The 13,962-nt window shown below is 63.8% G+C and carries 10 protein-coding genes; 2 read left to right on the forward strand and 8 right to left on the reverse strand.

Annotation, left to right across the window (positions count from 1 at the left end):
- Positions 1-39 precede the first annotated feature (39 nt).
- Entirely contained in the window at positions 40-2,019 is a 1,980-nt protein-coding gene (locus HNH97_RS11055; protein ID WP_171790913.1) for a S9 family peptidase, read from the reverse strand.
- A 180-nt stretch (positions 2,020-2,199) separates the two neighbouring features.
- On the opposite strand from HNH97_RS11055, the gene HNH97_RS11060 reads away from it, so the two are divergent.
- On the forward strand, positions 2,200-2,793 hold the full coding sequence (locus HNH97_RS11060) for a DedA family protein (RefSeq protein ID WP_110913379.1): 594 nt from the start codon (positions 2,200-2,202) through the stop codon (positions 2,791-2,793).
- Positions 2,790-3,731, forward strand: a complete 942-nt coding sequence (locus HNH97_RS11065; protein ID WP_110913329.1) for an SDR family oxidoreductase — start codon at positions 2,790-2,792, stop codon at positions 3,729-3,731. Before HNH97_RS11060 ends, HNH97_RS11065 begins: the two co-directional genes overlap by 4 nt.
- Positions 3,732-3,856: 125 nt before the next feature.
- Here the strand turns inward: HNH97_RS11065 and HNH97_RS11070 are convergent, their stop codons facing one another.
- The 7 genes from HNH97_RS11070 to dnaK form a co-directional block, all read right to left on the reverse strand.
- Positions 3,857-5,845: an autotransporter outer membrane beta-barrel domain-containing protein gene (locus tag HNH97_RS11070; protein ID WP_244949402.1), complete on the reverse strand. Its 1,989-nt coding sequence runs from the start codon at positions 5,843-5,845 to the stop codon at positions 3,857-3,859.
- Between the two features lie 6 nt (positions 5,846-5,851).
- Entirely contained in the window at positions 5,852-6,685 is an 834-nt protein-coding gene (locus HNH97_RS11075; RefSeq protein ID WP_216657626.1) for a hypothetical protein, read from the reverse strand.
- Positions 6,686-7,269: 584 nt separating this feature from the next.
- On the reverse strand, positions 7,270-7,974 hold the full coding sequence (gene trmB / locus HNH97_RS11080; protein WP_110096112.1) for a tRNA (guanine(46)-N(7))-methyltransferase TrmB: 705 nt from the start codon (positions 7,972-7,974) through the stop codon (positions 7,270-7,272).
- Positions 7,975-8,087: 113 nt separating this feature from the next.
- The gene (gene metK, locus HNH97_RS11085) at positions 8,088-9,275 is read right to left on the reverse strand and encodes a methionine adenosyltransferase (RefSeq protein WP_171790916.1); all 1,188 of its coding nucleotides are present in this window, start codon (positions 9,273-9,275) and stop codon (positions 8,088-8,090) included.
- Positions 9,276-9,407: 132 nt separating this feature from the next.
- Positions 9,408-10,208, reverse strand: a complete 801-nt coding sequence (gene dapB, locus HNH97_RS11090) for a 4-hydroxy-tetrahydrodipicolinate reductase (RefSeq protein WP_171790917.1) — start codon at positions 10,206-10,208, stop codon at positions 9,408-9,410.
- Between the two features lie 313 nt (positions 10,209-10,521).
- The gene (dnaJ, locus tag HNH97_RS11095) at positions 10,522-11,652 is read right to left on the reverse strand and encodes a molecular chaperone DnaJ (protein WP_171790918.1); all 1,131 of its coding nucleotides are present in this window, start codon (positions 11,650-11,652) and stop codon (positions 10,522-10,524) included.
- Between the two features lie 237 nt (positions 11,653-11,889).
- Positions 11,890-13,809 carry a molecular chaperone DnaK gene (dnaK, locus tag HNH97_RS11100; protein WP_110913325.1) on the reverse strand — a complete coding sequence of 640 codons (1,920 nt, stop codon included), beginning with the start codon at positions 13,807-13,809 and terminating at the stop codon, positions 11,890-11,892.
- Positions 13,810-13,962 lie beyond the last annotated feature (153 nt).

Here is a 13,962-nt window from a genome sequence, read left to right on the forward strand (position 1 = left end):
GCTTTTTGAAAAAAGCTTCACCAAAAACTTTTGTACGCTTTACCGCAGGACGACGTGTTCACCGTCCTGCGCCGTCGGCAGGCCAAGCACCTGCCGGTAGAAATCGAGTTCCAGTTCAAGGGCGCGGCGCACCGTCGCCTCCTTGCGGAACCCGTGCCCTTCCCCTTCGAATTCATACTGCGCGCAGGCAACGCCGCGCTGCCGCAGGGCGCGCGCCATCTCGTCCGCCTGCGCGGGCGGCACCACCTTGTCATCCAGCCCGTGCAGGAACAGGACCGGCACATGGATATCCGCCGCCTGCGCCAGGGGCGAGCGCGCGATATAGGTGTCCTCGTCCTGCGGGTAAGGCCCGATCAGGGAATCGAGGTAGCGGGATTCGAACTTGTGCGTCTCCTGCGCCAGCGCGCGCAGGTCGGTCACGCCATACAGGCTGGCCCCGGCAGCGAACAGGTCGGAACGCGCCAGTGCACCCAGCACCGTCAACCCGCCTGCGCTGCTGCCCCGGATGACGATGCGCTTCGGATCCACCAGCTCCTGCGCGATCAGGTAGCGGCACGCGGCGATGCAGTCATCAATGTCCACGATGCCCCATTCGCGCTCCAGCCGCAGACGGTAGGGGCGTCCGAACCCGGTGGAGCCGCCATAATTGACGTCCACCACCGCAAAGCCGCGCGACGTCCACCACTGCACCTTGAACGAGAAGGCCGGGTTCGCCCGTCCCGTCGGTCCCCCATGCGCCATGACCACCAGCGGCGGCAGCGTGCCGGTTATGCCGCAATAACGTGCATTGGCGGGGGGATAGAAAAACGCGTGTCCTGTGCCATCCGCCGCATCGGACAGGGGGAAGTGCAGCGCGCGGGCGTGGGAAATATCCCCCGCCGCCATTGGCAGGGCGATCGCACGACGCAGGATGGTGGGCGGCTGTCCCGGCACGCCCCGCACGACCGAGGCCGCGTCGTCAGGTGGCGTGTCCAGCCATGCCAGCGTCCCGTCCGATAGCGCGACCGGGCATTGCGTCGGGAAATGCAGGTCCACTGGCGTGGCCGCGCCATCGCGCAGGATGACCATGCGGTTTTCCCCGTCGTGGATGGCCAGCGCAAGGATCGACCCATCCGGCAGCGGGCAGTAGCTGCGCAGGCCGAAGATCCATTGTGGCAGGCCGATTTCCGCCTGCATCGGGGCCACGGGCTTCGCAGGGGCGGCATCTGCAATATCGAAGCGGTAGAGGTTCCACCACCCGCTGATGTCCGATGACGCCAGCAGGTGGCCGTCTGCCTCCCAACGCGGCTCGATGACGGAACGCGCCGTGCCGTCCTCCCCCGCCAGTGTCCATGGCGCGGCGAGGCGGGGCATGTCCGCCCCCTCCTGCAGCAGGGAGGCCACGCGCAGGCGGGTGGCATCCCATGGCATGTTGGGATGGTCCCATTCCACCCACGCCATGAACCGCCCGTCGGGCGAGGGCCGGGGGCTGGCGAGGAAATCCGGTCCCATCACCAGCGCCGTGCCGCCATTGTCGGTGGGGTCAGCCCCCGCACCGCAGTCAAAGGCGACGATGGCAGCCGCAGCCTCGCCACCGGTATTGTGATCCTCCCGCACGCAGAAGACGAAGCGCCCGTCCGGGCTGAGTGCGAAATCGGCAAAGCGCAGGCCGTCCATCCCGCCGAGTGCGCGTGGTGCGCCATCGCCGTCGATCAGCCATACGGACCCGTCCACGCGGTTGCTGAACACGATCCGGCCCTTTGCTGCGGTATAGGCCCCGCCGCCATATTCATGCACGCGCGTGCCGACATCGAACGGCGGTGGGGTCATGTCGCGCGTGACCCCATCGCGCCAGCGCACCAGCACGCGGCGTCCTGCCTCCGCCGGGCGTCCCTCGATCCAGTAGATGTCCGCACCATCGGCCCGCACGTCCGACAGCCCCAGCGTGGCCCCGGCGACAAGGTCGGCGCTGATGGGTGAGGGCCACGTGCCAAAGGGAAGGGTAGTCCGGGCCAAAGGAGTGGAGGGGGGAGGGGTCATGTTTTATTCCTGCCATCTTCAGAACGTCATGATAGAACTTGGCATAGGGGAGTGGTGCCGATATTCCCACGCCTTGTCCTTCATGCATCACACTTGTCACAAGACGGATAAAGTCCACTGCTCCAGCATTTTGAACAGCTTTTTCAGCATTATGGCTATGGCGTGATCGGCATTATCGTCATGCTGGAAAGCATGGGCGTGCCGCTGCCTGCTGAAACGCTCCTGATTTCCGCCGCGATCTACTGCGCCAGCACGCATCACATGGATATCCGCTGGGTTGCCACCGCCGCCGTGCTTGGCGCGATCATGGGGGACAATTTCGGATACCTGATCGGGCGAATCTTCGGCTTCCCTCTGCTTGAACGCCATGGTGCGAAGCTGGGGCTGACACCAAAACGGCTGACGCTGGGACGGTTCATGTTCAAGCGGCATGGGGGAACAATCGTCCTGTTCGGGCGCTTTGTCGCCATACTGCGCGTGTTCATCGCGCTGCTGGCCGGGGCAAACCATATGCCGTGGCACCTGTTCCTGGTGTTCAATGCGCTTGGCGGCCTGTTCTGGGCGGGGGGATATGCGTTCGGGGCCTATTACCTGGGGCACAAGGTGATGCAGATTTCCGGCCCCGTGGGTATCACGTTCGGCGTGCTGGGGGCCATCGGGCTTGTGGCTTCCGTCATCTTCCTGCGCCGCAATGAGCAGCGCCTGACCGAGGAAGCCGAAGCCGCCATGGAAAAAGACATGCAGAAATCCGAACAGCAGGACGCCTTATCATGACAGTGCACTGGGATATCACGCAGGCCCCGAGCCTGAAGGGCAAGGTGGCGGTTGTCACCGGGGCGACCGGGGGCCTGGGATATGCCACCGCGCGGGGGCTTGTTTCGCGCGGGGCGGAGGTCATCCTTGCCGGACGCAACCCGGCCAAGGGGGCGGCGGCACTGGAACGGCTGCGTACGGACTGTCCCGACGGGGCTGTCGATTTCATGACGCTGGATCTGGCCTCCCTGCAATCGATCGCCGATTTCACGCAGAACCTGTCGGGGCGGACGGGGTCGGTCGATATCCTTGTCAACAATGCCGGTGTCATGGGACCGCCGAAGCGGCAGGAAACCATCGACGGGTTCGAACTGCAGTTCGGGACCAACTATCTCGGCCCGTTCGCGCTGACGGCACGGCTGCGTCCGCTGCTGTGCGCGGGCAAGGGGGGCGCGCGCGTCGTCACGGTTGCAAGCCTTGCCGCGCTGTCGGGAAAACTGGTGTTCGACGACCTTCAGGCCCGGCACCATTACACCCCGTTCGGCGCCTACCGGCAGAGCAAGCTTGCCGACCTGATCCTTGCCCTCGAACTCGACCGGCAGGCGCGCCAGCACGGATGGCCGATCCATTCCATTGCCGCCCATCCCGGCTGGGCCATGACCGATATCGCCGTCAGCCGTTCCTCCAACCCGCAGGGACTGCGCGAACGGCTGCTGCGGCGCGCGACGCTGGTGGCCTTTACCCTGTTCGGGCAGTCGGCCGATCATGGCGCGCTGCCGATCCTGTTCGCGGCGACCGCGCCGCAGGCCCGCGATGGCGGGTATTACGGTCCCGATGGATGGGGCGAACGGCGTGGCAATGTGACGGAGGCGATCGTGCCGCCTGCGGCGCGCGACCTGCAACTGGCGCAGCGCCTGTGGCAGGTGTCGGAACGTCTGACGGGGACGGCGTTGTCGTAGGGGCGGGTGTCTTCAGGGGCATTGCCCCCTGAAAACCATGACTTGTCAACGGATCAGGGTCAGGGAGCACGCTCCCTGCCGGGTCCGGGCAGCGCCCGGCTGTCGCATGCATGTGATGGATGTGTTCAGAACTTCAGGCGGAATTTCCCACGGATCCCGCTGTCGGTGGAGCGTTCGCCGTACTGTCCGATATAGGACACGCCGACATCAATACGGTTGCTCATCACCGCTTTCAGCCCCGCATCCAGCACTGCCGCGTTTTCCGACAGGGGCACGCCCGCGATATCGAATGTCGTCCCGCCGCCATGGGCGAAATATTCCCGCGTGGTGGGCGTCAGTTCACCAAAAGCGTGGCGATAGGCAAAGCTGGCGTTGGGTACCAGCGTGACCGCCCCGGCCCGCAGGTTTGACGACATCCGCAGCCCGAAGGTGGAATAGGTGGTGCCGGTATCAATCGCGCGTCCGACCAGTGCCGCGCTGCCGCCATGTTCGTGGAACCCGTCGGTATGCAGGTTGACATAGGCAACATTGGCGAACGGTTCCAGCGCCACAGGCCCGGCATCGAAGCGGTAGCCAAGGTCGCCAAAGCCCTGCGCCGTCCCCCCCATATAGGCGCTGCTTTCACGCGCGGAATATCCCGAAAACGCCACCTGCCTGTTCATGCCCAGCATGTTCCACGAATACGTCGCGCCGATCCGCAGCGCCAGCCGTCCCCAATGCGTGCCTGCATAGCCACCGATCGACACATTGTTGCTGTGGCCCGAGGAATCACGCCCGCCAACATCAAAGGCCGAGTGGCCATAACTGACCAGTCCGCCGACACGCCACGTCCCGAACACCGGGGCGTCCGCACCAAGGATAAAGCCGCCGACACTGTGATGCATGCCCGCGGCATTGCCGTCGCCCGAATTATGGCCCCATCCGCCATAGGCCTCGCCCCACATTGCGGCGCGCTGCTGCTGGCATGTGCCATCGGTACGGCGGCCCCGCAGGGTGGCGGTTGACTGCGGTCCCGCCCCCGGATCGCACGCGGCCCCGCGCAGGCGGTCGATCGCGGCGTTACGCAGATAGAAACTGTCCTGAATCAGCTCGGTCCGGGCAGAGGCATGGATTTCCCCCGATGTCGCGTTGAACGCCTGGCGCGCCTGCGCGTCGCTGCCGACAAGGCCGACCGTGCGGCCCAGCCCTGTGCCACCCATCGCATCCAGCGCCCCGGCAGACGCCATCTGGTTGCGCGTCACCGCCGCATCGGTAAAGGCGCGGGTCTGTTCGGCACGCAGATAGACATCGTTGGCATCATACGCATCCATGACGGAATCAAAGGCTGAAACCTGCGTGTCGCCCAGCAGCGTATAGGTCCCGCTGACGCCCTGCGCCGCGCTGAGCACCCGGTATCCCGCCGTTCCCGCCGAATCCCGCAGGTCATTCACGATGGACTGCGACACCGACAGTTGCGCACCCTGCGCAATGGCCGCATGGCCCGTAACCGATACCAGGCCACCATCGGCCAGCAGGGTCGATCCCGCCTGCTGCTGCAGGTTGCCATTGACCGACAGCGTGCCCGTTCCGTCACGCCCGCCCTGCAGGGTCGCGCCCTGATCGACAACCACGTTGCCGACCGTGCCGCCACCTTCCAGCATTGCCCCGGATTCCACAGTTACCGGAGCGGCGGACAGGTTGCCATCCACCGCCAGCGTCCCGTCCGCGACATAGGTCTGTCCGTTATACGCCGTGCCATCGCCGGTATAATCCAGCAGGCCCGTGCCCGATTTCGTCAGGGTACCTATCCCGGACATATTGTTGTTCAGGCTGTTATCAAGGGTATAATTTCCGTCATCGTGGATATCGAGATTTCCGCGCGACACGATATCGCCCACGATCTGCGACCCGTCATGTACGCCCAGTACCGTATTGCTGCCGTCCTGCAGGATCAGGGCCTGCGTGCCGCCCTTGATGGTTCCGTAATTTTCCAGGTCGGTCGTGCCGGAGGAGGGGTTGCCCACGAACGCCACGTCGTTACTGGAAATCGTGCCATAGTTGTAGACCGCCACGTTTCCGCTGACGCGCACGCCCTGTTCCGCGCCAAAGATGGAACCATAGTTCGTGGCCACCATCTGCTGCTAGGCGGTGCCGGTCAGGGTCGCGCCGACCTGTACGGAGGTAATGACGCCCCCTTTCTCATTCACCAGGCTGATGCCGTTGGTCAGGGCCACGCCTTCGGACACATTCGTGTCCCCGTCCTTGCCAACGCCGGCAGCGCCTTCGGCCTTGATGGTCCCGTAATTGTCCACGATGGCGTCGTTATCGATGTCGATACCGTCCCCATCGCCTGTACCCGATCCGTCATAACCGCCGATGATGGTGCCGTAATTCACCACCTTGCCCGTACCGTCGGACCCGACGCCCGAACCGTTGCGCCCGATGATCGTCGCCCCGGCGGCGTTGTAGACATCCACATACCCGTCGCCCGTGATGCCATGGCGTTTGCCGGAAATCAGGCCCCCGGCCTCGTTGATGACGGTGCCGGTGGGGGCGTCCTGGAAATCGATGCCGTCATGGCTGTCGCCCGTCGCGCCATCGGCATAGATCGTGCCCGCGTTGATTACCGTGGCATTTGCGCCCGGACGGATGCCATCGGCGTCGTCCGATTTGATCAGGCCGCCTGCATTGTTGGTAATGGTACTCGTATTATCGGGACCGACAAAATCGTTCAGGTCGATCGCCTGCCCGCCCGCCGTGCTTTCGATGGTGCCGCTGTTGGTGATGGACACCGTGCCGCTGGTCGCATTGCCGCCATGGATGGCGTCGTCCGACCCGCTGATCAGCGCTCCGGCCCCGATATTGACCGACACATTGGTCGGGTTCTTGATCGACAGCGCCTTGTCATCGTCATTCACCAACGATTCCCCGGCGGTCAGGGAAAAGTCCTGCGTGTCGGATATGCTCTTTGCCATGGCTGGCAGGCAGCCATCGGCCAGCATGAGAACTGCCGTCGAAACACCAAGAGAAACATTCATGATTCGTAACGATTTTTTCATAACATTTCCAGTGGGATCTCGGCTTTTTGGCAAACATCCCGCCTGTAGATGAAAACCGTCAGGGGTGAAAGCGCACCCGTAAGTGTAGATATATCTTTGATAAAATATGTTACACGGAACCACTCGCTTTCCATGAGCCTCCCGCAGGCGGCATCTGCGCTGAACATTGTTCATTTTCATTGGGAAAACGGGCGTTCACATACCTGCGCAAGGTGTTCGAGCCAGATCATTTCAGGTGATGACATGCCATTTCAAAATGGATGCATTGCTCCTGAAACATCCAAACGCAATGATTTGTCACGAATCTGTCATGTGATGCCGGAACATGATTCCGTGCCTGGCAATGCGCAATATCGGCTATCCGTACGGCGGAAGGGTCAGGAAATGCCAGCATCCGGGATGGAAATGCGCCCGTCCGGTCCTGCAACAGTCCTAACCGTCAGCCATGGGACCGGATATCGCGGCCGTTTCCTTGAGTTGTCAGGGAATGTCCCCGATCCTCAGTTGCGTACGAACGTCCAGTAAAAAGGCTGCCGTCCCGCCTTCAGCGCCTTGGCTTCATAGCGTGTCGGCGGCCAGCCTTCGGGCCGTTCAAGTACCGGCGGCGCCGTGCGGAACAGTGTCTGCGCCCCCATCACTTCCTCCACCCATGCCTGATAGGTGGGATCGTCACTGGCCACGCGCCAGATCGCACCGGGCTTGAGGATGCGCGCCATCATGCGCACCGTGTCGGGGTGGACGAAACGCCGTTTGGCATGGCGTGCCTTGGGCCAGGGGTCGGGAAACATCAGGAAGGCCCGGTCAATCGACGCATCGGGCAGTTCGCGCAGCAGGATGCGCGCGTCCTCGTCCCAGATGCGCAGCATGTCGGGTACCGGCGCATCGGCTTCGTGGTCATCGGGGACAAGGCGCGACAGCAGCGAACACAGGCCGTTATCGAACACCTCGCACGCGATATAGCCGACATCGGGATGGGTCGCATGCTGGGCAAGGGAGTGTTCGCCCCCACCAAACCCGACCTCCAGCCAGATTTCGCGCGGCGGATGGCCAAAGGCGCTGGCGGGGTTCGCCATGGCGATCGCGGGAAAGCGCAGGCGCGGCAGTGTCTGGTCAAGCAGGCGCTGCTGGCGTGGACGCAGGGGATGACCGCGCTGACGTCCGTACAGGCGATCGGGCGACGCCTTTACATCCACACTAGCCGTCATGAAAACAGTCATCCTTGGTGTCGGTCTTGTGGCGATGGGGCCGTGGCCTGCCATCGCGTCATGGCGCGACCGGTCCCGTCATGACAGCGGGAACCGGTCGGGCCGTCAGGCGATCAGCGGTTGAAGGCGCTGCGCAGGGCGTCGACGAGGTCCGTCTGCTCCCACGTGAAATCGTCCTTCGCCGCGTCGGGCGTGCGGCCGAAATGGCCATAGGCGGAGGTCTGGGTATAGATCGGGCGGTTCAGGCGCAGGTGCTTGCGGATGCCGCGCGGCGACAGGTCCATCACTTCACGCAGGACACGGCCCAGCTTGTCTTCGTCCACGTCCTTGCCGGTTTCGGCGAGGTCAACATAGACCGACAGCGGGTGCGACACGCCGATGGCATACGAAATCTGCAGCGTGCAGGTATCGGCCAGGCCGGCGGCGACAATGTTCTTCGCCAGATAACGGCAGGCATAGGCCGCCGAACGGTCAACCTTCGTCGGATCCTTGCCGGAGAACGCGCCGCCGCCATGCGGGGCCGCACCGCCATAGGTGTCAACGATGATCTTGCGTCCCGTCAGGCCGCAGTCCCCGTCGGGGCCGCCGATCACGAACACGCCGGTCGGGTTGACGTAGAATTCGTCTTCGGGGCACATCCAGCCTTCGGGCAGGACGTCCTTGACCACGCCGCGCAGTTCCTCGCGGATGGTGTTCTGGCTCGCACCCTCGACATGCTGGGTGGAGATGACGACGGAGGTCGCGCCCACCGGCTTGCCATCGACATAGCGCAGGGTGACCTGGCTCTTGGCGTCGGGCTGCAGGGCGGCCGCGCGCGGGTCGCCCGCCTTGCGCAGGTCGCGGATGCGATGGAGGATGCCGTGCGCGTAATGCAGCGGGGCCGGCATCAGGCTTTCGGTTTCGCGCGTGGCAAAGCCGAACATGATGCCCTGGTCGCCCGCGCCCTCGTCCTTTTCGCCCGCGCTGTCAACGCCGACGGCGATGTCGGCGGACTGCGCATGCAGGTAGTACTCAACCTCGGCGTTCTTCCACGAGAAGCCCGGCTGGTCGTAACCGATGTCGCGCACGGCGTCGCGCGCGCCTTCGATCAGTTGTTCCGGCGTGACGGAGGCGGGGCCGCGCACTTCGCCCGCAAGGACGATGCGGTTGGTCGTCACCAGGGTTTCACACGCAACGCGGGATTCCCCATCGGCCGTCAGGAACGCGTCAAGAACGGTATCGCTGATCCGGTCGGCAACCTTGTCGGGATGGCCTTCCGATACGGATTCAGAGGTGAACAGGAAGTCGCCTTTGTTGCGCATGTTGATTCCATACTATCTGGTAAAAACCATGGGGCCGCCGCATGGACGGGCGCTGAGTAGTGGACGGATTTGGCCGAAGTTCCCGCCAGCGTCAAGTTTTTTTGCCGAATACCCCCATCCCGCGCGTGGAATTCACTCCAGTCCCAGCACATTGTCCATCGAATACAGGCCCGGCCCCCGCGCCCCGATCCACTGCGCCGCGCGCACCGCGCCGGTGGCGTAGATGCGGCGGTTGAACGACCGGTGGGTGAGCGAGATCTGTTCGTTCGCGGATGTAAAGATGACGCTGTGTTCGCCAACAATCTGCCCGCCGCGCAGCACGGCAAAGCCGATTGCATCGTCCGCGCGCGGGCCGGTATGTCCGTCGCGGGCGACCTCCATATGATCCTTCAGCACGATGCCGCGCCCGTCCGCCACGGCGTTGCCAATGGCCAGCGCGGTGCCTGATGGCGCATCGACTTTCTGCCTGTGGTGCATCTCCAGTATTTCGGCATCATATTCGCGTCCCGGCAGGGCGGCGGCCATCTGGCGCGCCAGGCGGGTCATCAACGTCACACCGGGGGAAAAGTTCGCCGCCTGCACCACCGCGATGCGTTGCGCCGCCGCATCGACGGCGGCCTGATCTTCCTCGCCCAGGCCGGTCGTGCCCAGCACCCATGCCGTTCCCGCCTGTGCCAGAGCCTCAGCATGCGCCTTCACGGTCGCGACGTTGGTGAAGTCGATCACCACGTCACAGACCTTTGCAAGGTCGGCGATGGAGGTGAAGATGGGGCAGGCCGGGCCGGTGGCGTCGCTGCTGGCGGGTTCCATGATGCCGTTGCGTGTCGAACCGCCCGCAACAATCGCGCCCGCCGCCACGACCTCCTCACGCAGCAGGCGGCCCACGCGACCGTTGATCCCGGCAATACCGATACGCACCGTTTTCGTGTTCATGAAACTCTCCGCCCCGCTGTGATCTTGGTAAAATTGATGAAAGTTTTTGATGAAGCTTTTTTCAAAAAGCTTCAGAAAACACCGCCTTTTTGAAAAAGCCGGCACCCAAAAACTTTTTATATTTTCAGGTTTTTCCCTTGGATTGTCTTTTCAGACAGCCTCCACAAACAGATGGCGGCGCGACCGGGGGATCGCGCCGCCTGTAGCATATCCATGGTGCAAGTTGGGGGGACACCATGCATATGGGGAGGGAGCCTATACCCGATCCGGCGGCCATTTCAACCATGGCGCGCCGGATCAGGAAAGGCGGGGATCAGAGCTTGCCTTCAAGGAAGTCCTTCACCTTGCTGAAGAAGCCGGTGCTCTCGGGGCTGCCCTTGTCATGGCCGCCGCCCTCCGTCTCGAACTCCTCAAGCAGTTCACGCTGGCGGCGGGTCAGGTGGCGCGGGGTTTCCACGACGACCTGGATATACATGTCGCCACGCGCGGACGAACGCAGGACGGAGAAGCCCTTGCCACGCAGGCGCAGCGTCTCGCCCGTCTGGGTGCCTGCCGGGATCTTCACCTTGGCGCGCGATCCATCGACGACCGGCACCTCGATTTCCGTGCCCAGCGCCGCCTGCGTCATGCGCACCGGCACGCGGCAGTAGATGTTGGCCCCGTCGCGCTGGAACAGGGGGTGGGGCTCCACGCTGATATGGACATACAGGTCGCCCGGCGTCACGCCCGCGCCCCCGGCCTCGCCCTCGCCCGACAGGCGGATGCGCGTGCCGTCCTCCACCCCTGCGGGGATCGCGACTTCCAGCGTGCGGTTCTTTTCCACCGTACCGGTGCCGTGGCAGACCTTGCACGGGTTGCGGATCAGGCGGCCGCTGCCATGGCAGGTCGGGCAGGGACGTTCGACGAAGAAGAAGCCCTGCTGCGCGCGGACCTTGCCCGCACCATGGCAGGAGGGGCAGACCTCTGCTGGCTGGTTCTTGTCGGCCGAACCGGTGCCGTCGCAGCTTTCGCAGGTGACGCGCGTGGGCACGCTGATCTGCTTCTTCACGCCGGAGAAGGCCTCCGCGAACGTGATGCTGACCTGTACCTGCAGGTCGGCGCCCGCGCGACGGCCGCCGCGACGCCCGCCCATCATGTCGCCGAACATCTGCTCAAAGATATCGCCAAGCCCGCCGCCGCCGAAATCGAACCCGCCGGCACCGCCGGGGCCGCCGCCCTCGAACGCCGCATGGCCAAAGCGGTCATAGGCCGCGCGTTTCTGGTCGTCCTTCAGGACGTCATAGGCTTCGTTGATTTCCTTGAACCGGTTTTCGGCCTCGGCATCGCCGGGGTTGCGGTCCGGATGGTATTTCATGGCCAGCCGGCGATACGCCTTCTTGATCTCGGTGCCATCGGCATCACGGGAGACTTCCAGAACCGCGTAATAATCAAGATTGGTGGCCATAATGGGTCCTCAGTGAAACGGGGCCGCCCCGGGACGGGGGATGGGTGGTGTCCCTGCTTATGGGCACGGCGGACCGTTATCGATTGGGGTTGGAATCCGTATCGGATCCGTATCATGTCTTTAAAACAGGAAAAGCGCCCGTCTTCCATGAAGCACGGGCGCCACCTGGGATCGGGGGGCGGAAGCCTGTGGCTCCCGCACCCCCTTTACCGGAGTATGTATGACGCCTTGCGACGATCAGGACGACTTCTTGCTGTCGTCCACGTCTTCGAAGTCGGCATCCACGACCTTCTCGCCGTTCGGGCCAGCGGCACCGGCACCCGGCGCGGCGCCTTCGGCACCACCTTCGGCCTGACCCGCCTTGTAGACGGCCTCGCCCACCTTCATCGCGGCCTGCGTCAGGCGATCGGTCGCCTTCTTCAGCGCTTCGGCATCGGTGCCTTCAAGGGCCTTGCGGACCTCGGCGATCGCGGCCTCGGCTTCGGTCTTGTCGGCCGCCGGAACCTTGTCACCGGCTTCGGACAGGGACTTCTCGACCTGATGGGTCAGACCTTCGGCCTGGTTGCGGGCCTCGACCTGTTCCTTCTTGGCCTTGTCGGCGGCGGCGTTGGCTTCCGCGTCCTTGACCATGTTCTCGATGTCAGCTTCGGACAGACCACCAGACGCCTGGATCTTGATCTGCTGTTCCTTGCCGGTCGCCTTGTCCTTGGCGGACACGGACACGATGCCGTTGGCGTCGATGTCGAACGTCACCTCGATCTGCGGCACGCCACGCGGGGCGGGCGCAATCCCGGTCAGGTCGAAGGTGCCCAGCAGCTTGTTGTCCGCCGCCATTTCACGCTCGCCCTGATAGACCTTGATGGTCACGGCGCTCTGGTTGTCTTCCGCGGTGGAGAAGGTCTGGCTCTTCTTCGTCGGGATCGTCGTGTTGCGGTCGATCAGGCGGGTGAACACGCCACCCAGCGTCTCGATCCCCAGCGACAGCGGCGTCACGTCGAGGAGCAGCACGTCCTTCACGTCACCCTGCAGCACCGCGCCCTGCACCGCGGCACCGATGGCCACGACTTCGTCAGGGTTCACGTTGCGGGCGGGTTCCTTGCCAAAGAACTGCTTCACCGCCTCGATGACCTTGGGCATGCGGGTCATGCCGCCGACCAGGATCACTTCGTCGATTTCACCAGCGTTGACCGACGCATCCTTCAGCGCGGCGCGGCAGGGTTCCAGCGTGCGCTGGATCAGGTCGTCAACCAGGCTTTCCAGCTTCGCGCGGGTCAGCTTCAGCACGAGGTGCTTCGGACCGGACGCATCGGCCGTGATGAACGGCAGGTTGATCTCCGTCTCCTTGGAGGAGGACAGTTCGATCTTCGCCTTTTCCGCGGCTTCCTTCAGGCGCTGCAGGGCCAGCTTGTCCTGGCGCAGGTCGATGCCCTGCTCACGCTTGAACTCGTCAGCGAGGTAGGCAATGATCCGCGCGTCAAAGTCTTCACCGCCGAGGAACGTGTCGCCGTTGGTGGACTTCACCTCGATCACACCATCGGAGATCTCGAGGATCGAGACGTCGAACGTGCCGCCACCAAGGTCATAGACCGCGATCGTGCCGCCATTCTTCTTCTGCAGGCCATAGGCCAGCGCCGCCGCCGTCGGCTCGTTGATGATACGCAGGACTTCGAGGCCCGCGATGCGGCCCGCATCCTTCGTCGCCTGACGCTGTGCGTCGTTGAAGTAGGCCGGAACCGTGATGACGGCCTGCGTGACGGGTTCGCCGAGGTAGGATTCGGCCGTTTCCTTCATTTTGCCCAGGATGAAGGCGGAAATCTGCGCCGGGGCGTACTTCTTGCCCTGCGCCTCGACCCAGGCGTCACCGTTGTCGCCCTTGACGATGGCATAGGGGACAAGTTCCTTGTCCTTCGCCACGGTCGGGTCGTCATAGCGGCGGCCGATCAGGCGCTTGACGGCATACAGCGTGTTGGCGGGGTTCGTGACGGCCTGGCGCTTCGCAGCCTGGCCAACCAGCATTTCGCCGTTGTCGGTGAACGCCACCATGGACGGGGTGGTGCGTGCGCCTTCGCTGTTTTCAATGACGCGGGTTTCGTCGCCTTCGCGGACCGCAACGCACGAATTGGTCGTGCCAAGGTCGATACCGATAACCTTACCCATGAATACTCTCCTTGATAGCGGTTTCCGTGGACCCGAAGCATCCGCGAAAACCCTTTTGATCATTCATTTGCCGGCGGGGGACAGGGGACTGTCATGATCACATCCACCCGGTCAGGCCCGTCAGCGTTACTTTCCGATTTAAGCAGCCCCACC

It is taken from the genome of Gluconacetobacter entanii (genome assembly GCF_013155425.1).
In the GTDB taxonomy this organism is placed as follows: domain Bacteria; phylum Pseudomonadota; class Alphaproteobacteria; order Acetobacterales; family Acetobacteraceae; genus Novacetimonas; species Novacetimonas entanii.